Annotated in this window: 16 protein-coding genes, 1 tRNA gene and 1 pseudogene; 15 read left to right on the top strand and 3 right to left on the bottom strand. The window is 62.5% G+C overall.

Features of this window, described 5'->3' with window-relative positions; translation table 11 throughout:
* Positions 1-191: 191 nt before the first annotated feature.
* From EGM71_RS19610 to EGM71_RS19555, 12 genes and pseudogenes are all read left to right on the top strand, one after another.
* Positions 192-4,874, top strand: a complete 4,683-nt coding sequence (locus EGM71_RS19610; protein ID WP_223224511.1) for an RHS repeat-associated core domain-containing protein — start codon at positions 192-194, stop codon at positions 4,872-4,874.
* Positions 4,871-5,281, top strand: a complete 411-nt coding sequence (locus tag EGM71_RS19605) for a DUF4279 domain-containing protein (RefSeq protein ID WP_188486551.1) — start codon at positions 4,871-4,873, stop codon at positions 5,279-5,281. Before EGM71_RS19610 ends, EGM71_RS19605 begins: the two co-directional genes overlap by 4 nt.
* 231 nt (positions 5,282-5,512) lie before the next feature.
* Positions 5,513-6,448, top strand: a pseudogene (locus tag EGM71_RS19600) (RHS repeat-associated core domain-containing protein); the annotation flags it as partial.
* A gap of 445 nt (positions 6,449-6,893) precedes the next feature.
* On the top strand, positions 6,894-7,403 hold the full coding sequence (locus EGM71_RS19595; RefSeq protein WP_188486549.1) for a hypothetical protein: 510 nt from the start codon (positions 6,894-6,896) through the stop codon (positions 7,401-7,403).
* Positions 7,404-7,662: 259 nt separating this feature from the next.
* A complete protein-coding gene (locus EGM71_RS19590; protein WP_188486547.1) occupies positions 7,663-7,908 on the top strand; it encodes a hypothetical protein in 246 nt (81 codons plus the stop codon).
* Positions 7,905-8,270, top strand: coding sequence for a hypothetical protein (locus EGM71_RS19585; protein WP_188486545.1), 366 nt, complete (start codon positions 7,905-7,907; stop codon positions 8,268-8,270). The genes EGM71_RS19590 and EGM71_RS19585 overlap by 4 nt, the downstream gene beginning before the upstream one ends.
* A gap of 298 nt (positions 8,271-8,568) precedes the next feature.
* A complete protein-coding gene (locus tag EGM71_RS19580; protein WP_188486543.1) occupies positions 8,569-8,958 on the top strand; it encodes an ankyrin repeat domain-containing protein in 390 nt (129 codons plus the stop codon).
* A 563-nt stretch (positions 8,959-9,521) separates the two neighbouring features.
* Positions 9,522-10,019, top strand: a complete 498-nt coding sequence (locus EGM71_RS19575; protein WP_223224510.1) for a hypothetical protein — start codon at positions 9,522-9,524, stop codon at positions 10,017-10,019.
* A 682-nt stretch (positions 10,020-10,701) separates the two neighbouring features.
* Entirely contained in the window at positions 10,702-10,995 is a 294-nt protein-coding gene (locus tag EGM71_RS19570) for a hypothetical protein (RefSeq protein WP_188486542.1), read from the top strand.
* A 205-nt stretch (positions 10,996-11,200) separates the two neighbouring features.
* Positions 11,201-11,467, top strand: coding sequence for a hypothetical protein (locus EGM71_RS19565; RefSeq protein ID WP_188486540.1), 267 nt, complete (start codon positions 11,201-11,203; stop codon positions 11,465-11,467).
* 88 nt (positions 11,468-11,555) lie between these two features.
* A complete protein-coding gene (locus EGM71_RS19560; RefSeq protein WP_188486538.1) occupies positions 11,556-11,990 on the top strand; it encodes a hypothetical protein in 435 nt (144 codons plus the stop codon).
* A complete protein-coding gene (locus tag EGM71_RS19555) occupies positions 11,987-12,436 on the top strand; it encodes an adhesin (RefSeq protein ID WP_188486536.1) in 450 nt (149 codons plus the stop codon). Before EGM71_RS19560 ends, EGM71_RS19555 begins: the two co-directional genes overlap by 4 nt.
* Before the next feature lie 91 nt (positions 12,437-12,527).
* Here the strand turns inward: EGM71_RS19555 and EGM71_RS19550 are convergent, their stop codons facing one another.
* The 3 genes from EGM71_RS19550 to EGM71_RS19540 all read right to left on the bottom strand — a co-directional run bounded on the left by EGM71_RS19550 (position 12,528) and on the right by EGM71_RS19540 (position 15,767).
* Positions 12,528-14,405, bottom strand: coding sequence for an aspartyl protease family protein (locus EGM71_RS19550; RefSeq protein ID WP_188486534.1), 1,878 nt, complete (start codon positions 14,403-14,405; stop codon positions 12,528-12,530).
* An 82-nt stretch (positions 14,406-14,487) separates the two neighbouring features.
* Entirely contained in the window at positions 14,488-15,618 is a 1,131-nt protein-coding gene (locus EGM71_RS19545) for a helix-turn-helix transcriptional regulator (RefSeq protein ID WP_188486532.1), read from the bottom strand.
* 72 nt (positions 15,619-15,690) lie between these two features.
* Positions 15,691-15,767: transfer RNA gene (locus EGM71_RS19540), tRNA-Arg, on the bottom strand.
* A 149-nt stretch (positions 15,768-15,916) separates the two neighbouring features.
* On the opposite strand from EGM71_RS19540, the gene ubiA reads away from it, so the two are divergent.
* From ubiA to EGM71_RS19525, 3 genes are all read left to right on the top strand, one after another.
* Positions 15,917-16,810, top strand: a complete 894-nt coding sequence (gene ubiA / locus EGM71_RS19535; RefSeq protein WP_005411493.1) for a 4-hydroxybenzoate octaprenyltransferase — start codon at positions 15,917-15,919, stop codon at positions 16,808-16,810.
* A 373-nt stretch (positions 16,811-17,183) separates the two neighbouring features.
* Entirely contained in the window at positions 17,184-18,608 is a 1,425-nt protein-coding gene (locus EGM71_RS19530; RefSeq protein ID WP_188489915.1) for a short-chain fatty acid transporter, read from the top strand.
* A 273-nt stretch (positions 18,609-18,881) separates the two neighbouring features.
* Entirely contained in the window at positions 18,882-19,046 is a 165-nt protein-coding gene (locus EGM71_RS19525; RefSeq protein ID WP_188486530.1) for a hypothetical protein, read from the top strand.
* Positions 19,047-19,068 lie beyond the last annotated feature (22 nt).

Raw genomic sequence — 19,068 nt, 5'->3', positions numbered from 1 at the left:
TCAGAAAACTCTGAAATCCGACCCATTCCACAGTTTCTGACTTGAATGTGTAAACCACATCGGAGATAACGTCCCCCGTGCGGTCAGCCCGCATTCCGGACCAGGGACGATCCGACGCATGACGTGGTGAGGCAACCGCCCCACGTTCTCGTTCCTGCCGGTGCTGTGTTCGTCCAGGAAGGAGAACAGGGATGTTGAAGCGATTGAAGGATCTGTCGAGCGCAGTGCTGGCGATGGCCGCGCTGGGATGCATGGGCACCTCTGCGGTTCAGGCGCAGGAGGTGAAGAAGCAGTGGTTCGCGTTCGCGTCCGGCAACCAGCCCCGTGCGACGGAGAAGCTGGTACAGAAGGACATTGAAACCCGCTTTGCCGCCCATCAGGCCTATGGCCCCTTCAGCTGGGAGATGCGGGGGACCACTACCCTGACCGACAAGATCATCTATGACTACGCGATCAAGCCCGCGAAGCTGATCAAGACTGATTGGACATACCGCTTCGACAGCCAGGCGCATGGCTCGGAGGAGGCCCTGTTCGAGGCGCTCAGGCTGACGGTGCCCATGGAGCCCGCCTGCCCGGCGCCGCAGGTTTCGATGACACAGGCGTGGACGGGGATCCCTGGCGGTGGCGCAGGTGCCGGCGCCGATGGCAGCAATGTGGGTGAGCAGGGCGTGGCCACCGTTTCCTACCACTTCTTCAATGCAGGCAGTGCAACCTGCGAGCCGATGACAGCGCCACGCCCTGTCCAGCGGACACGGGAAGTGAAGTGCCCCAATACCAGCAGCACCATCATGAAGTGGCGTGAAGATCTGCAGATGTGCGGCATGCCCCCGGCGCTTGAGACGGGGACGGCGGCGATGACCCGCCGATACCACAGCCCGATGATCGCGCAACAGTGTGATGCACCTGGAAATCCATGCGACCCGACAACAGGTGACAAGACCCAGCCCGAGCCCGATTTCGATCTGGGCTGGATCAGCTTCCGCCGTCACTACCACTCGCTGACCAGCACGCCTGGAGCCGCCTTGGGCACGGGTTGGACGCACTCGCACAACCTGCGGTTGACGGTCGGTGTGGACAGCACCACGTTCCCACCGGGCACCGAAGTGAAGGTCGGTCGGATCGGTCAGGACGGCACGCACCTCGCTTTCCCCAAGCGCGGCGCCTACTACGAAGCCAATGACGGCAGCGGCGAGCGGGTAACGCAGCAGGGTTCCAACTGGCTGCTCTCACGCGCCGGGGAGCGCATCCTGTTCAGTTCCACCGGCCTGATGCAGCGTCGCGATTTCGAGGACGGAACGTCGCTGACCTATGCGCACGACAGCCGTGGCCGCCTGCTCAGCGTCACCCATTCAACCGGGCGGCGTCTGGATATTCAGTACCTCCTGCCAGGTGACGACTCGCTGATCTCCGCGGTGATGGTCGCCGGCCAGCCTGTGGTGAGCTACGCCTATTCACCGGCCGGCGAACTGATCCGTGCGACCTACGCAGACGGCGCCAGTCGTACTTACCATTATGAAGACGCCCGCTTCCCGGGTTACCTGACTGGCATTACCGCCGAAGACAACCAGCGCTACAGCTGGTACGGCTATGACACGCAAGGGCGGGTCACCTGCAGCCGCCATTCCGGCGATTGCAGTCAAGCCGACGTGGGCATTGATGGCGTGCGCCTGGAGTACACCCCGGCAGGCACCACCATCGTTACCGACGCACTGGGCAAGCAGAGCACCTACGCATTGACCGCCAGCGGTACCAGCGGCCTTCCGCGCAAGGTCAATGGCATCACCGAAAGCAACGGCAGCATCACTCGCGCCTATCTGCCCGAGGGCACCGATTTCCGGCGTCGGCTGCAGTCGTTGACCGATCGCCGTGGTGTTGTCACCAGCTACGCCTATGCTGAGGCCAGCGATTCTGCCGCAGGCGCCGTCAGCGTGACCACCACGACGGAAGCGGCGGGTACCCCGGATCAGCGCGTCAGCGAAACGCGCGTGGCCATGGACAGCAATCGGCTGGTGCAGCAGACCGTCGGTAACCGTGAGATCCGCATCGCACGCAATGCACGCCTCCAGCCAACCACCATCACGGTGCGCGACATGGTGACCGGTGACACCCGCGTCACCACGCAGACCTACTGTGAGGCCGAGGGCCCGGAGTGCCCGCTGGTAGGACTGCTGCGTAGCGTGGATGGCCCACGCAGTGATGTGGCGGATGTCTCCACCTATGCCTACTACACCGCGGACGACGCGGGATGCGCGGCCAATGGTGCCTGCAGTTATCGCAAGGGCGACCTGCGCAGTGTGACCAATGCGCTGGGCCAGACGGTTGAGACCCTGGCCTACGACGCACTCGGGCGGCCGTTGTCGGCGAGGGATGCCAACGGCGTGGTCACCGCCTACACCTACCATGCACGTGGCTGGCCGACCTCGATCACCGTACGCGGCGCGACCACTGCCGAGGATCGAGTGACCCAGATCAGCTACTGGCCGACCGGCCAGGTGCAACAGGTCACCGAGCCTGACGGCAGCAGCGTTACCTATGTCTACGACGCCGCCCAGAGGCTGACGGACATCGCGGACAGTGCGGGCAACACCATTCACTATGCGCTGGACAACGCCGGCAACCGCCTCAAGGAAGACACGCTGGACACCGGCGGAACCCTGCGTCGCACCCTGGCACGGACCTTCAACACGCTTGGCCAGCTGACCGCGCTGAAGGACGCAGGCAATCACGCCACCGGCTTTGTCTACGACGCCAACGGCAACCCGCAGACGATCACCGACGCCCTGCAGCGCGTGACCAGCCAGCAGTACGACCCGCTGAACCGCCTGGCGCAGACCCTGCAGGACGTCGGCGGCGTCGCGGCCGAGATCCGCAGCCAGTACAACGCGCTGGACCAGGTCACCCAGGTCACCGACCCGAAGGGCCTGCATACCACCTACGCCTACAACGGGTTCGGTGACCTGACCGGCCAGGTCAGCCCGGACAGTGGCGCCAGCAGCTTCACCGTGGATGCGGCAGGCAACCGCAAGACCACTACCGATGCACGCGGCGTCACCGCCACCTATCACTACGATGCACTCAACCGCCTGATCGGCATTGCCTACCCGGACCCCAACCTGGACGTGGGCTACAACTACGACGTGGCACCGACCGCCTGTGCCGCCGACGAGCGCTTCGCGAAGGGACGGCTGGGGCAGGTGCTGCACGCCAATGGCAGCACCCAGTACTGCCACGACCGCTTCGGCCAGGTCACCCGCAAGGTGCAGACCGTCAACGGCGTTGCCAGCACGCTGCGCTATGCCTACAGCAAGTCGGGTCGCCTGACCGCGCTGACCTACCCCGATGGCAGTGTGGCCGACTACGTGCGCGATACCCAGGGGCGCATCAGCCAGATCGGCCTGACCCGGCCCGGCCAGGCGCGCCAGATCGTGGTGAACAACGTGACCTATGCGGCCTTCGGCGCGGCGACCGGTTGGACTTATGGCAATGGCCGCCAGCTGCAGCGTCCGCTCGACCTGGACTATCGCCCGCAGGCGGTGCACGACCCGGCCGCGGGCGGACTGTCGCTGGGCTACGGCTATGACCCGGTGGGTTCGATCACCGAGCTGAAGAACGGCGCAGGCTCGGCGGTGCTGGCCAAGTACGCTTACGACGCGCTGGGTCGCCTGACCCAGACCCAGGACGGCGCGACCGGCACGCCGATTGAAACCTATGCGTATGACGCCACCGGCAATCGCACCGCCCTGACCACCTCTGCAGGCACCGCCAGCTACACCTATCCCGCAACCAGCCACCGGCTGACTGCCGTGGACGGCGAGGTACGCAGCCATGACGCGGTGGGCAACACCACCGGCATCGGTGGCAAGACGTTCATCTACAACGATGCCAACCGCATGAACGCGGTTAAGCAGGGCAATGCCGTACTGGAAAGCTACGCCTACAACCATCGCGGCGAGCGCGTGCTGCGTACCCCGGCTAGTGGCGCTGCGCAGATCACCCTGTATGACGAGGCGGGGCAATGGCTGGGCAACTACTCGGTCACGGGCCAGGCGCAGCAGCAGGCCATCTGGCTGGACAACTACCCGGTGGCACTGATCAATGTGCCAAGCACAGGTGTGGCAGAGCTGGCCTACGTACAGCCGGATCATTTGGGTACGCCGCGCGTGGTGATCGATCCGGTGCGCGATGTTGCGATCTGGGAGTGGAGCAACAAGAGCGAAGTGTTCGGTAATCAGATTCCGAGTGCCGACCCGGACGGCGATGGCGTGGTGTTCGAGCTGGCGCTGCGCTTCCCGGGCCAGCAGGCGACGGATGCGAGTGGGTTGTTCTACAACTACCAGCGCGAGTACGACACGGCGGCGGGGCGGTATTCGCAGAGTGATCCGATTGGGTTACAAGGTGGGATCAGCACCTACGGATACGTTGGAGGGAATTCTCTGCAAAGAGTTGATAGCCTGGGACTCCAGGCCATTCCCCTGCCTCTGCCAGTTGCTCCACCAGGCTATGTTCCTTACAACCCGGATCGAGGGGGGGGCGAGTACGGACAGTCCGGAGACATTTACATCAATACAGATGCCATTGCCCAAGACATCGTTCTAAAGGGAATTGGCATTATCACGAGCCCCATAAGTCCGGTGCGACCGCTGATTCAGATGGCCGCAAAGCCAGATAGAGAGCAGCGACCCCAAGACTGCCCCGCAGGCACCAAGCCGATCGATCAATACCCAGGACTAAGCAGTAGCGATATTCACAGAATAAAGCGTGGGATCAATGCTCGAGGAAAGGATTGGGTCGGCGTCAGTCCTGATCGCTCGATCTGGGTGAATGAGGGCGGCGAAGCCTCTGATCAGGGAAAATTGGATGACTATCTGCCATGATTGAGAAAACGACATATGCTATTTCATTGCGAATCACGCACCCTGATATGGACGCCTCTTTGTTTGAGGGGGAGCTTGGGCTTGCTCCAGAGATTTTCTACACGGCTGGCGATCCAAAGCTAGCGGGGAATGGCAGGGAAATTGGTGGTGTCAGAAAGGAATCATTCTGGTGCCATGCGTATTCGATTGAAGATGGCGACGAGCTTGAAGCCTCATTGGATAAGTTGGTGATGGGGCTGGAGAGAAAGAAAGATTTCCTTAGGCGCATAGCCGCATCTGGTGGTCGTGCCGAGTTCTTTATAGGATGGTTCTCTTCCACTAATTCGGGTTTCGTCCTGAAAAGTCGGACTCTTCGTCATCTTGCTGACCTGGATTTAGATCTCTCGTTCGATATATACCCAAGTTGAGGCTCGGCGATGACGTGGCAGTCATCGCAACACTGCGCTGATAGGTGCTGCGCTCGACTTCGGTCAAGCGCATCGCGCCTGGGAAGCTGTGGCGGTTCGCATTCTTGGACGTACTGTTCACTAAGAGGTGCACAGCTGGGGAAGGCTGGTCGGCGCAAAGGCGCGTTCAGCTTCGCCCCCCTGAGATTCCCCGTCCTCAGAGCCCCTGCGGCCGGGCGACCTAGTGTCTGGCCGCAGGCGGTGCATGAACCGGCCGCGGGCGGCCTGTCGCTGGGCTATGGCTATGACCCGGTCGGTTCGATCACCGAGCTGAAGAACGGCGCAGGCTCGGCGGTGCTCGCCACGTGCGCCTACGACACGCTCGGCCGTCTGACCCAGACCCAGGACGGTACGACCGGTACGCCGATTGAAACCTATGCCTATGACGCCACCGGCAATCGCACCGCGCTGACCACCTCGGCAGGCACCGCCAGCTACACCTATCCCGCAACCAGCCACCGGCTGACTGCCGTGGACGGCGAGGTACGCAGCCATGACGCGGCGGGCAACACCACCGGCATCGGCGGCAAGACGTTCACCTACAACGATGCCAACCGCATGAACGCGGTGAAGCAGGGTGATGCCGTGCTGGAAAACTACGTTTACAACCACCGCGGTGAGCGCGTGCTGCGTACCCCGGCCGGTGGCGTTGCGCAGATCACGTTGTACGACGAGGCTGGGCAGTGGCTGGGCAACTACTCGGCCACGGGCCAGGCGCAGCAGCAGGCCATCTGGCTGGACAACTACCCGGTGGCGCTGATCAGTGTGCCAAGCGCAGGTGTGCCAGAGCTGGCCCACGTCCAGCCGGATCATCTGGGTACCCCGCGCGTGGTGATCGACCCGGCGCGCGATGTGGCGATCTGGGAGTGGAGCAACAAGAGCGAGGTGTTCGGCAACCAGATTCCGAGTACCGACCCGGATGGGGATGGTGTGGCGTTCGAGCTGGCGCTGCGCTTCCCGGGCCAGCAGGCAACGAGTGCGAGTGGGTTGTTCTACAACTACCAGCGTGAGTATGACCCAGCAGTGGGGCGGTACTCGCAGAGTGATCCGATTGGGTTGGAAGCAGGTGTGTCGACATACTCATATGCCGAGTCGAATCCGAACTCAAATCTGGATGCGTTAGGTTTGGAGTCTGGGCAATTCCAGTTCGGAAAGTATCGAATGAAGCAGCCTGAGGCGCCGCCAGCGACAGACATCGGTGATGCGCTCGTGGCGGGCAGAATACTTATAAGATATAACTCGGAGATGAAGTCGAGAAAAATAACCGGTTCAGATCAGTTCTATCATTGCTTAGCGGCTTGTCGGGCAACCCAAGTAACAAGTAACCCCGGAGTTGTGTTGGAGCTAATGGCGCTGAAAGAGGTGAAGGACTACTATGCAGGCCGGGTCGGCCTCTACGGGGATGGCCGTCCAAGGGGTCATTCAGAGATGCAGATAGATAACTATGGAGACATGGCCGCAAACCGCAAAGGAGCGGCGTGTAAGCTGGGTGAAGATTGTGCGAGGCGTTGTGCCAGCTATGTCCCGGTTTCGTCTCGTGTTTTTCTGAAGAATTACATTCCGGAGTGGAAAGGTGCAGACTAAGGTAAATGGACTGGCATTTTCACTATTGATTTTTGTGGTCATTATTTCCGGCTGCAATCAGGCGGGGCGTAGCTATGATTCGTTATCAAAAATAGTTGACGAAGGTGATCTGTCTGTCGCAAAGGCTGTGGCGATTCCTGGTGACGCTACGTCTATCAATATTCGGTCGGATACTGAGGCGGGCCTCTACTATATTTCATATGATACAAGCTATGTGGTGCGCTATATTGAGGAAAACGGGATGTTGGAGGTTGGAAATGAGTCGGTGCCCCTGATTCGCGATTCGCTTGGATTTAATGCTGAGCTGCCGCCAAACATCTCTCTCTATTACAGGTGTGCTGCTCCTTCAGTTCCTCTGCAGGATGTTCGCAAGAATGCTCGAGAAATAATAATGATGGGCTCGGATGGTCAGCGGCAATACGTGTGGAATCGTCGCAATGATCGAGATCTGGAGGCTGTCCTCTGCAGACCTGTTGGGAATGGGTTGCGCCAGTTCTGAGGCCAACTCGCGCGGAGTTGGCCTTGACGTAGACTGGATTGGCCGCGACGGCTGCCGAATTGAAGTGCCGTGAAAGCTCACGGTCGCAGGTCAAGTACGCCTACGGCACACTCGCCGATTGATCTTGATGCAGAAGGAAAAGGTTGGCGCACTGATTGGGACGCATGGCTGCGCACCGCATCAAGCTGCCTCATTTTCTTGGAGGGGTCGCGCTTGTTCCCGCCGAGAAATCTAGTGCCGGTGCCGTAAGGGGGGCTGAATGTTGATTAAGGATTTGGAGGAATTCATTGAGGAAAATGGTGGTCTCCATGATTGCGTGGCCAACGGATTTTCATGGTGTGAAGCGAATCGCCTGGAAATCTCGATCTTTGATATCAATGCTAACTTTAATGGGTTGCCGGAGTATCCTGGCCCCCAGCCTGGGTTAATGATCTTTGATGGCATTCACTCAGTTGAAGTAGACGGGGGTTCCGGCAAGCGATTGGCCAAAGAGGTGCGCCTATGAGTATTGATATCCACGATTTCCAGCTGGCTGGAATTCGTCTTGATCCGGTGTCAGGTGTGACTGTTTCTCTGTTCGATGAATCTTCGCAGGCATCCTATGATTTGGTCTTTGGTCGAGTCAGGAGAGCAAGCGTTGATGGTTTCTCTAGCCAGAATGTCGTGCTCGATCTTAAGGTCTTCAATCGAAAGGAAGATTCCTTTGAATTCCAGCGGTGTTGCTTCCTCCTTGGTCTAGACCAAATGGCTGCCCGGGAAATTGTCGATGGCGACACCTTGGTCTTCATTGAGGCCTCTGTCGGCGCAGAGATTGCACTTCTAGTAGAGGGCACTTGGGAAGGCCGGTTGATTCCCGTCAAATCATGATTCTTGAGCAGAGCTTCCCGGGGGCAATCGAGCTATCGATCACGGGGGCAACAGCAGACGGACACGCCGGATGGGGACGGAATTTTCATTTCCGCGTGAATCCATCGTGGGTGCGGAGTGATCGGATTTGGTGGCGCATTGACCGATTGAGGGCATCGCTCCACGGCGCACACACCGCCTGGTTTGAGCTGGGGCGGGCTGCGCGGCATGTAGGCCGGCAGGGAGCTGACGGAGAGATGGATTACAGGACGGACCACCATCGGGCCAACGCAATGGGCTCTACCGTGCCTGCAGCCCGATGAACATCATCGATCCTGTACTCAGCGAACTGCTTTCCCGGCTCGGTGTCGACACTGACTTCGGCGATACGGTGCTGACTTGTCCGGAGACCCAGGGAGCCTATGAGGACACGCCCCTGCATGTGGTGGCCTATTACAACGATGTGGCCCTCCTCAGCGCATTGATGCCCTTCGTGACCACCATCGATGTGCGTGGTGATCTTGATCTGACGCCGCTGGCAAGCGCGGTGGCACATGGCAGCGTCGCGGCAGCGGCCTATCTCCTCTGGTGTGGTGCAGACCCACACGCAGGGAATGAGCTTGATCGGACACCACTGGAAATGATGTGCCAGGACCCGAGGTTTGATGATGTGGTGCGTATGGTCGACGCCGCAGATGGAGCCTGGTGATGGAAATTTCTGAAGAGAAGTTCTACCGATGCGCCTGATGACCTTCATCTGCCCACTTTGTGGCGCTAGCGGGCAGCGCTTTCCTCTGCGATTTGCTGGAAAGCGTCAAGCGAAGACGTCCTGCCGGGGGTGTCGCGTCGAGCTTCGTTCAGACCCGCGGTTGGGCACGTACACGCTCTATCTTCTGTACACACAGGTCATCATTCTGGTGGCGTCATTGCCGCTGATCGGGGCCAGTGTCGCGGGTGAATGGACACGGCTGGGAATGATCTGTCTGGTAGTGCTGGTGCTGTGCTGGTTCCCGGGCGTGATCAGGCACGCACGAAGTCCGATCGTGCGCGCCTGCCGGGATCCCGATTACAGCTATGCGCGCAGGCCGGGTGCTTCGACTACGCACGCTGCCGCAAACCCGGAGCAGAGTAGCGACACGCCAAGCGCCAGCCCATGATAGGGAAGTCAAAAGATGACATACCATCTTGGGCGCGAGGTACAAATCCTGGATCGTTTTGCAGAACGGGTTGCAGATGGCAATTAGCATTTGGCCGGCCCTTTCTGGGGCTCTCATGTCTATGCCGAAGGCTGGCATCTTGCGTGCAGCGGTGCTGCTCTTGCCAATGCTGGGGGGCTGCAGCATTCACCAGTTTCAACATACGGAATGGAAGTCGGACTGGGTAGATGTTTCGTCCGGTGCGATTTTCCCTGGCAATTCAACGACCCTGCCGCTTGACCGCATTTCCACGCTTGATCCTGCTAGTGAAGCAGCCATTGCGGAGTGGATGTTGAAGCATTCGCTGGTCGTGGTATCGGCATCAGAGGTTGAAGGGAAGATCGGTCCAATGCCGTTGAGTGACCTGAAGCCAGCGCCCGGGGAGAGCGTCTATCTCGCCAGGGCTGCTTCGGATGAAAGTAGGGGCAAGTTCATCGGCTACGTCAACGACAAGGGACTTCTCATCATGTATGGGGTGATGGGGGGCTGCGGTGAGCAGAAGCAACGGGTGGTTGCCGTGAGCCTTCGGGAGAAGCCCGCCAACGTATTCGGTCGATGCTCGGCGGCGCTATAGTGCGCTGAAGCGTCGAGCTCCGCCTACTATCTGGCGGATGACGCCAGGGGTGCGACCAATGGCGCGTTCGGCAACCACAAGGGGGATCTGCGCGGCACGACCAATGCGTTCGAGCAGATCGTTCTGGGGAGTAATGGAAAGCAGTCAAATGAAATCGGGGTTGCTCAGGAGTTCTCTCGATGCAAAAGGCTTCTTCCTACGCGCTTTGTCTTTCGCGTCCGTCTGTGTGCTCGCCCTGAGCGGATGCGGGAATGACCGCTTAGGGGAGCTGCAGCTGAAACCCATCTACGCTGAGCTGAGTAGTGCGTACTACGGTGGGATGTGCGAGGGTGCAGCCGGTCCAGACGCCAGTATCGAGAAGGTTCGTGCGGTGCGCGTTGGTACGATCGCTGGTGATTGCGCAGTGCTCTATTTGGATGGAGTAGATAGGAAGGGTGAGCCCGTGATCTATGGAGCGAAAACTGGTGATCGGCCTGAATGTGCTGGATTGATACGGAAGCTCGAAGTCGGACGGGCAAGTGCGGCCGTTCTCGGCAGGATGCGGGAAATATGCAGATATTGATTTTCAGATACTCTCCGTCTCACCTCCAGTATGGGGCGCAGATGCCCGCTGTGGGTCGGTAGGCGCAATCTTCTTTTCAGTACCACCCTGGCCCTATGAAATTAGAATTTGATGTCTAGCATGAAGATGAATTTGGACACCTTGGAAAAGGTCTCATCAATACTGTTCGACGAGCTGCGCTCCAGGGGCTTGCAAGAGATTGAAGTGGAGGACGTGTTCTACCGCGTGGTGCCGTGGTCGGAACGCCACTCCATCGGCGGTGAGCGGGTGGAGCTTGAAGTTGGAGGTCTTTTCGATGACTACTCTGGTACTCAAAGAGTCGCATTGGGGCAGCAGGAACCACTGGCCTATCATCTTTCCGCCCTGGCCTGCCTTCTCTACGAGATAGGGGGGAGGTTGAGTGAAGAAGTGTGATTGCAGATATGCGTGCAGGTTCCGGAGCATCCCATGCGCCGTGTGATCGCTGTGAGCTTGAAGGAGAAGCCCAACAGTGTCTTCGCAGGATGTTCTGCAGCGCGCTGACAGCTCTGTTCGTTGTCGCCGGTCCAGAGTAATCAGTGCAAAGGCTGGAATGGGATGGGTAATCCAAATTACTTGGTTGAATGGACGGTGATTTACCATGGAGCTTGAAGCGAAAAGGGTAGTTTTCTTTTCTCAGCAGGATGAACGGTTCTTCTTCGAGTGGATTGGTCGAATCGGCTGCATCGGGAATGTGGTCGGCAGAGGGGATGTCATCTATCTACCCCTGGATCCAGATGCGGTTCTGGAGGCGGAGGTCTGGGAACTGGCTGCACTGTTCAGGAGATATCGGATTCCACTGGTCCAGCTGCAAATGCTGGAGGCAGGCAGGTACTCTCGAGCGCTGCGCGATGCATTGCGCGAGTAGGGCGCCAAGCGGGAGGCAAGGTGCATGAGCTCCCGCGCTCCTCCACAAAAGAACGCGATCGGTCTGCACGCTCTCGGAGAGATACAAGATGAAAGCCAGGCAGATTCTTCGGTACGGGCTGGCCTACGCGGTGTCGTGTGGAGCGCTCTGGCTGTTCCTGCACATTGTGGGCAGGGCGCTTTACGCCTTCGACTCACATCAAGTTTTCTTCTGGCTGTATGCCGTCAGCCTTCTGTTGCTGGGAATTGGCGCACGGGTTCCCGCCGCTGGTCGCCTGACGATCAGGCGGCTTGCCAAGGGGGCTGGCTTGGGGCTGCTCGCGGGCCTTCTGGCCCAGGTCGTGGTGCTTGCACTGGAAGCCTATAGATTCAGCGGGTTCAGGCCATCGCTGCTCTGGCAGGTACCGGTTTCGCTGATGGTGATGAGCGCCGTGCTGCTCACGCCGCTCTGGGGCGTAGTGCTGGTTGCCCTCACCGCCGCATGCCGCCGCGACAACAACCCACATCAGGCCTCGAACCCATGAAGCGCTTGACTGCCTTTTGCCTCGTGGTTGCACTGACATCCTGTGCGGCGCATCCGAACCGCACCACGAAGTGTCCGCCGGCCCATTTCACCTATGTTGGCACCGAGAGAGTCGACGGGTTGACCTTCGGGCGCTTCCAGATCACCCACAACGCTGATCAGCCACTTCAGCTGTGGGTGGATGAAAGACGCAGGTTGAACTCAAGGACCGCTCGCGCAGAGATGAGGCGTACAGGCGAGGATGCCTGGCGGCCTTACAACGTGATCCTTGAGGAAATCACACCGGGAGCGATCGGGCTGTCGATCGGGCAGGGTGAACAGCAGAGCGTTCTGTTCGATGGTGATGGCGTATTCCTGCCCGGCCAATCCAGCGCGGACACGGAGTACTCCATCGTGGTACGGGATGCAGCCGGTTGCGAGCGTCGCTCGGCATCGTTCATTCCCTGACGTTGCCACCGCTGTGCGAGATTCCCGGTCACCCCCGCTCAGCGGCACCCACCGCATGCGCAGAGGGTGCCCCACAGCGGTCTGCGCGATCTCAATCGGCAGACCAGCGCTCATTCACCCGGTCCGCCAGCGCCAGCTCGGTATCCACCTGCTGGCCATCGCGCAGATAACGGATGCCCACGCGCGTCCCAACCGGGCGCTCACGCAGCAGCGCACGCCAGTCCGCCAGTCTCCGCGTGGCAATCGGCTCGCCTGAAATCATGACGATGCGATCATCCCTTCGTAGCCCCGCGCGCGCACCAGCGCTGGTCGGCGCCACATCGGCCACACGCAGTGCACCGTGCTCGGCTTGCAACCACAGCCCGCTGCGGTCGAAGGCATCGGCCTGCGTGCTTTCAGCGTTGGGCACCAGATAGAGACGTTTGGCATCGTAGTCGATGCCCATGGAGAAGCGCCGCAGCACGCCGCCACCGAGAATCGCGCCATAGTCGGCCAGGGCCAGCGCGCCCTTGTCGGTGCTGGACAGGTCACCGACCAGGCCGGTGACCTCGATGCTGCCCATGCGCAGCACACCGAGCCGGGCCGGTCGCGCGCGGCCCGGGCCTCCGAGGCCCCACCCAAGCACCGCCTCCTCACTGGCGTGGTACTTCTCCAACAGACCATGGGTACGCACGAACGGGCTGCTCAGGCTCAGAGAATTGCGAGAACCGGTGTCCAGCCACAACCGCAGCGGGATGCCGTCCAGTTCGCCATTCAGTACCGGTGCGCGGTCGTCCTGTTCGAACGGCAGCACCACCGCGTTGGCGGGCGGCTGGTAGTGGCCCGGTCGGGTGAAGCTGAGCACGCGCGCGCCGTAGTCGAAGGTGGTGACGAAGCGCAGGAAGGTCTCGTAGCCGATGAAGCCATCGTGTGGCACGCCCATCGAGTTGATCTGCTGGCCGAGGTCGATGATGTGGAACACCGGGTTTGCAAGGTGCGCGCCACCGATGCGCAGGTGGCGGGCCTGCGCCAGGCCCAGGTCGCTGGCGTTGTCGCCGGCACCATGCACGCTCAGGCGGCCCGCTGTGGTCAGCCCCAGGCGCTTGGCGGCGATCGGTGTCAGCAGGTTGATGGCGCCGGTGTCCACCAGGAAGCGCGCCGGCTGGCCGTCCACGTCGGCCTCGATGTAGACATGGTTGTTGATCAGGTCGAACGGGACGCGGGTGGTGCCGCTGGCATCCTCGATGTAGCTGTCGTCGGCCATCGCTGGTGGTGCATACAGCCCATCCGGCACAGGGAGATCCACCCGGTAGCGCTGCACCTGCACGTCGCTGCGCAGCCGCGGATCGGCACGGCCCTGGGCATCGAGGGTGTCAGTGATGAGGCGATGGGGCAGCAGCAGGCCATCGACCGCCCGGTAGTCTTCCAGCGTGGTGGCGGTGGGTGTGCGCGCGGAGGCGATGACCACCCGGCCGAGCAGGCCACTGCGGGTGTCGAACCAGAGTTCGATCGGGTCCGCGCCCTCCGGCGTCGTCGCCAGCACGTCATAGCGCTGCCCGTCGTGGGCCTCGGTGCGTGGGCCTGCAAAGCGCGAGGCCGGATAGGCGCTGGACCAGTAGGCGCGGGTGGCCAGCCACGCCTGCGTGCGCACGGTGCGGCGTGGCACGCTGCCGTCCAGCAGGCCCACCTCGCCGCCATAGTCACGCCGCCAGGACAGCTGGCCGTCGAACCCCTGGGCGACGGTGAAGGCTCCCAGCTGGGCCTGTTCGGCATAGCGACCGGCGCGCAGGTCCTGGTTGAGCTGCCAGCGCCCGTGCAAGCCACCGAGCGACTGCTCGCCCTCAGCCTGCAGGCGCTGCACCGACAGCCACGGCTCGCCGCCACTGGCTGCACGGGCCCGGGCCAGCACACTCGCCGCATCCCCCACCGCAGCCTGCACGGGAACCGCCAGCATCCACAGCAGGCCGAACATCATCCGTTGCCATCGCATCGCATCACCTTCTTCGTCGGGTCGAGCGCTGATGGCAACGCAGCGGCGGGCGCCGTTCGACCGGGCGTGAAGGATTGGACGTTCAGCCGGAGGTGGCGCGGCTGCGGCGGTACTCGCTCGGTGTCTGCCCGGTGGCGCGCTTGAACGCGCTGTTGAAGGTGGACTTGCTGCCGAAGCCGGCGGCCAGGCCGATGTCCAGCACGCTGCGTGGGTCGGCGGGGTCGGAGAGGAAGGACTTCGCGGCCGTGATGCGGAAGCCGGTCACGAACTCGGAGAAGCTCTGGCCCAAACCCTGGTTGAGCGCCTGCGAGACCTGGTTGGGGGACCAGCCGCTGTGCTGGCTCAAGCCCTGGAGATCGAGCCCCGGGGCCTCATGCAGGCGCTCGTGCTGCATCAATGCGGTCAGCGCGCTGGCGATGGCCGCGCATTGTGCTGCGTCGATGCCCGAGCGTTCGTAGCGTGCGACGGCGACGTCCTCGGTGGGCGCGGGGATGAGATTCCCTACGCCCGGTGCGGCGGCACTCGCAGGCGCGCGCAGCTGCTGCCGCACCACGCGGCAGGCCAGCAGATACATGCCGGCGGTGGTCAGCAGGCTGAGCCCGATGCTGGCCAGCAGCGGAGCGGCGTCCGGCGGCCACCGGTTCATCGCGCTGGCAAGCCAGCAGCCCGCCATCACGATCGCCAGCCCGCGCAGTCCGCTGCGTTGGATCGCGGTTCCGCGTGGGGCCGAAGACCTACGCAGCGAGAGCCACAGCGTGGCCAGCAGGTAGGGCGTGCCCTGCAGCAGCCAGCCATGGAAGCTGAGCTGGAACAGCACCCTGCCCAGCGGCGAGACGTCGAAAGGGGCAACAGCATTCAACAGGGAAACGACGAACGCGAGCATGGCCGGCAGCAGATGCGCGAGCGACAGCGACGATGCGTGGTCCGGTGCAGGTGACAGCAGCACACGCGCATGGCCATACAGCAGCGGACCGAGCAGATAGACCAGCGGCACTTCAATGACCCGCAACCAGCGCACCGCGTCGGCCGAAAGCCAGGCCTGGCCACCCAACAGCACCAGTCCGAACAGATTGGCGGCGGCGAAACAGGCGAAGAAGGTGGTGAGCAGGTGGCTGCCACGCCGGGCGCGGCCGAAGCTCACTCCGGTGGACAAGGCGGCCAGGCCCAGAATCGCAGCGCCTGCCGCCAGCTGCAGCAGATCCGGTGGCGTCATGCGCGCAGTGTTGATGAAGCACGTGGCAACGTCCAGCGCGAGCTGGCGACGTGCAGGCAACACAGGGGAAGATGGCGCGCCCGGAGGGATTCGAACCCCCGACCAATGGCTTCGGAAGCCACTACTCTATCCGGCTGAGCTACGGGCGCGTTGTAGAACCGCCGCGCCGTCGGCCAGTGCCGGGGCGGGCATCGCAGCGCCATGAGGCGATGCGGGACGGGCATTCTATCCAGTTTCGCCGAACAAATCTCCCCCCACGGGCAAAGCCCTGCCAGAGGGGCAGGAGTATCCTATCGCCATGGCTGATACCCCCCTCACTTCGCCGCAGTCGCCGGCGACGCCGCGTTGGCGGCATTACTGGAGCCTGATGCGCGCTGATCGCCCGATCGGCACGTTGCTGCTGCTGTGGCCCACCTGGTGGGCGTTGTGGCTGGCCGCGGGCGGCCTGCCGCCGCTGTGGACGCTGTTCGTGTTCACCGCCGGCGTGTGGCTGACCCGCTCGGCCGGTTGCGTCATCAACGACTACGCCGACCGCTGGCTCGACCCGCATGTGGAGCGCACCAAGGCGCGCCCGCTGGCCACCGGCGCAATCAGCGGCCGTGCCGCGCTGGCACTGTTCGCCGTGCTGATGCTGGTGGCGTTCGGCCTGGTGCTGACCCTGAACGGGTTGACCATCGGCCTCAGCTTCATCGGCGTGTTCCTGGCCGCCAGCTACCCGTACCTGAAGCGCTACACCCATCTGCCGCAGGTCTACCTGGGCATGTCGTTCGGCTGGGGCATCCCGATGGCGTTCGCCGCCGTGCAGGGCGAGGTGCCGATGCTGGGCTGGCTGCTGTATGCCGGCAACATCCTGTGGTCCACCGCCTACGACACCTGGTACGCCATGGTCGACCGCGAGGACGACCTGAAGATGGGCTCGCACTCCACCGCGATCCTGTTCGGTGATCTCGACCTGGTCATCCAGGGCGTGTTGTACGCGCTGTTCCTGGCCACGATGGCGCTGGTTGGCGTGCGCGGCGGGCTGGGCGGGTACTACCTGGCCGGCGTGGCCGTCGCCACCGCGCTGGTGGTGTACGAGTTCTGGATCTGCCGCAACCGCGAACGCGGCCCGTGCTTCAAGGCGTTCCTGCACAACAACTGGGTGGGTGCCGCGCTGTTTGCGGGTATCGCCGTGGATCTGGCGCTGCGTTGAGCCCAAGGCCTGGTAGAGCCGGCCGCTGGCCGGCTGCACGACCATCCCGATTGGGAAATTGCCGGCCAGCGGCCGGCACTACCGTCCTGCCACCTACGACGATCCCTGGGTTTTGGTAGAGCCGGCCGCTGGCCGGCTGCACCCGTGCGCGATCCCGAAGTTGCCGGCCAGCGGCCGGCACTACCATCCTCCCACCTACGACGATCCCTGGGTTTTGATAGAGCCGGCTGCTGGCCGGCTGCACCCGTGCGCGATCCCGAGGTTGCCGGCCAGCGGCCGGCACTACCGTTCTGTGCCACCTACGACCAATAGGTGGCTGACAGCCCGCACCCCACCGCCCAGAATCGATCCATTGAACCTGGGAGGGTGAATGATGGCCTCGACGGCAGCAGTACAGGACGGCTGGATGGCGCGCGCAGCGCTGCGTTCGGCGGCCTGGGCGGAAAAGTGGTTCCCCGACGCGTACGTGTTCGCGGTGCTGGGCGTGGTCATCGTCGCGCTGGCCGCGATGGGCTTCGGCTCGACCCCGCAGGCCACTGCCAGCGCCTTCGGTGACGGTTTCTGGAGCCTGATCCCCTTCACCATGCAGATGGCCTTCGTGGTCATCGGTGGCTACGCCGTGGCGACCGCGCCGGTGGTCGCCCGCTTCATCGACTTCCTGGCCCGGGTGCCGCGCACTGGCCGTGGTGCGGTGGTGTACGTGGGCCTGGTCAGCATGCTCGCCTCGCTGCTCAGCTGGGGCTTCTCGCTGGTGTTCGGTGGCCTGCTGGTCCGAGCGCTGGCCCGCCGTACCGAACTGCGCATGGACTATCGCGCCGCTGGCGCTTCGGCCTACCTCGGCCTGGGGGCGGTGTGGGCGATGGGGCTGAGTTCGTCGGCCGCACAGCTGCAGGCCAACCCGGCCAGCATGCCGCCGGGGCTGGTGGAAATCACCGGCGTGTTGCCGTTCACCGAAACCATCTTCCTGTGGCAGTCGATCGCGCTGACCTCGGTGCTGATCCTGGTCTCGCTGTTGATCGCCTGGCTGACCGCGCCCGCGGCCGGCAGTGCGCGTACTGCCGAGGAGTTCCCCGGCGCCGCGCAGGCCGAGCCGGAACCTCTGCAGCGACGCACGCGCCCGGGCGAATGGCTGGAATACAGCCCGCTGCTGACCGTGCTGCTCTCGCTGCTGGCATTCGGCTGGCTGTTCAACGAGTTCGCCAGCAAGCCGGCGATCACTGCCATCGCCAACCTCAACACCTACAACTTCCTGTTCATCTCGTTGGGCCTGCTGCTGCACTGGCGGCCGCGCAGCTTCCTCAACGCGGTGGCCAAGGCGGTGCCGAGCACCACCGGCGTGCTGATCCAGTTCCCGCTGTATGGCGGCATCGCGATGATCCTCACCCACGCCGCTGGCGGTGATGGGCAGACCCTGGCGCACCGGCTGTCGAGCCTGTTCGTGCACGTGGCCAGCACGGATTCGTTCGCGCTGGTGATGGGCGTCTATTCGGCGGTGCTGGGCTTCTTCGTGCCGTCCGGTGGCGGCAAGTGGATCATCGAGGCGCCGTACGTGATGCAGGCTGCCAACGAACTGAAGGCGCACCTGGGCTGGGCGGTGCAGGTCTACAACGCGGCCGAAGCCCTGCCGAACCTGATCAACCCGTTCTGGATGCTGCCGCTGCTGGGCGTGCTGGGCCTGAAGGCGCGCGACATCGTGGGGTTCACCTTCATCCAGTTGCTGGTGCACATCCCGCTGGTGCTGGGCCTGCTGTGGCTGCTGGGCATGACCCTGGCGTATGTGCCACCGGTGATGCCCTGAATGCAGGGTTGGCGTCCGTGCACGACGTGGACGCCAGCCTCGTTCAGCGCGTGTTTCCGACAGCGGATGCGATGAATGCGCCTGGCCGCAAGGCCGGCATGAGCACATGCCGAACCCGCATGAATCCTTCATCCGCTTGTGCCGCAAGGGGCTCTGCGCGTTCATTCACGCGCGTACACACGGGTGTAGCCGTCCACCAACGCGCGATTAACTCTTTGCTGCAGACGATGGCCCCGTCCACCGCATTTCGCGCGTGGCTTTCGGAGAACGGACATGGCACAGCAGAACCAGAACCCGAACCAGAAGCAGCCGGGCCAGCAGAACCAGCAGGATCAGCAGCAGGGCCGTCGTGACCAGCAGCAACAGCAGCAACAGCAGCAGGATCAGCAGCGCAAAGAGCGCAACCAGCAGCAGGGCGGCCACGACGAAGAAGAATGACCGCGCCGCGCACGCGGAGTGA

This window comes from Stenotrophomonas maltophilia (assembly GCF_006970445.1).
GTDB lineage: Bacteria > Pseudomonadota > Gammaproteobacteria > Xanthomonadales > Xanthomonadaceae > Stenotrophomonas > Stenotrophomonas maltophilia_AU.
This window is presented reverse-complemented; position numbering and strand designations above follow the sequence as displayed.

Coding starts and splice junctions, on each gene's coding strand:
- EGM71_RS19610 (WP_223224511.1), top strand. CDS start 192: ATGTTGAAGCGATTGAAGGATCTGTCGAGCGCAGTGCTGGCGATGGCC.
- EGM71_RS19605 (WP_188486551.1), top strand. CDS start 4,871: ATGATTGAGAAAACGACATATGCTATTTCATTGCGAATCACGCACCCT.
- EGM71_RS19590 (WP_188486547.1), top strand. CDS start 7,663: ATGTTGATTAAGGATTTGGAGGAATTCATTGAGGAAAATGGTGGTCTC.
- EGM71_RS19585 (WP_188486545.1), top strand. CDS start 7,905: ATGAGTATTGATATCCACGATTTCCAGCTGGCTGGAATTCGTCTTGAT.
- EGM71_RS19580 (WP_188486543.1), top strand. CDS start 8,569: ATGAACATCATCGATCCTGTACTCAGCGAACTGCTTTCCCGGCTCGGT.
- EGM71_RS19575 (WP_223224510.1), top strand. CDS start 9,522: ATGTCTATGCCGAAGGCTGGCATCTTGCGTGCAGCGGTGCTGCTCTTG.
- EGM71_RS19570 (WP_188486542.1), top strand. CDS start 10,702: ATGAAGATGAATTTGGACACCTTGGAAAAGGTCTCATCAATACTGTTC.
- EGM71_RS19565 (WP_188486540.1), top strand. CDS start 11,201: ATGGAGCTTGAAGCGAAAAGGGTAGTTTTCTTTTCTCAGCAGGATGAA.
- EGM71_RS19560 (WP_188486538.1), top strand. CDS start 11,556: ATGAAAGCCAGGCAGATTCTTCGGTACGGGCTGGCCTACGCGGTGTCG.
- EGM71_RS19555 (WP_188486536.1), top strand. CDS start 11,987: ATGAAGCGCTTGACTGCCTTTTGCCTCGTGGTTGCACTGACATCCTGT.
- EGM71_RS19550 (WP_188486534.1), bottom strand. CDS start 14,405: ATGCGATGGCAACGGATGATGTTCGGCCTGCTGTGGATGCTGGCGGTT.
- EGM71_RS19545 (WP_188486532.1), bottom strand. CDS start 15,618: ATGACGCCACCGGATCTGCTGCAGCTGGCGGCAGGCGCTGCGATTCTG.
- ubiA (WP_005411493.1), top strand. CDS start 15,917: ATGGCTGATACCCCCCTCACTTCGCCGCAGTCGCCGGCGACGCCGCGT.
- EGM71_RS19530 (WP_188489915.1), top strand. CDS start 17,184: ATGGCCTCGACGGCAGCAGTACAGGACGGCTGGATGGCGCGCGCAGCG.
- EGM71_RS19525 (WP_188486530.1), top strand. CDS start 18,882: ATGGCACAGCAGAACCAGAACCCGAACCAGAAGCAGCCGGGCCAGCAG.